Origin of the sequence: Paraburkholderia sp. SIMBA_030, from assembly GCF_046535245.1 — a bacterium.
In the GTDB taxonomy this organism is placed as follows: domain Bacteria; phylum Pseudomonadota; class Gammaproteobacteria; order Burkholderiales; family Burkholderiaceae; genus Paraburkholderia.
In genome coordinates, this window is record NZ_JAWRXB010000498.1 from 1 (window position 1) to 273 (window position 273).

Annotated in this window: 1 pseudogene; it reads right to left on the bottom strand. The window is 66.3% G+C overall.

Features of this window, described 5'->3' with window-relative positions:
* Positions 1–273, bottom strand: a pseudogene (locus SB772_RS40955) (MFS transporter); the annotation flags it as partial.

Consider the following 273-nt stretch of genomic DNA (forward strand, 5'->3'; position numbering starts at 1 on the left):
CTTTCAGGCAATAGGTGCCCAGCAGCGTCAGCAGGCACGCGAATAGCACATAGAACGACGGCGCCACCGGCGTGCCGAGCACCTTGCTCAGCCAAGTGACGATCAGCGGGGCGAAGCCGCCGAACACCATCACCGCAACGTTGTAGGCCACCGACACCCCGGTGGAGCGCACCTCGATCGGGAACTGCTCGGCCAGGGCGGTCGGCGCCGGGCCGAAGAAGCCGCCGATGGCAGTGCACAGCAGCAGTTGCATCACCAGCAGGCGCTCGATCG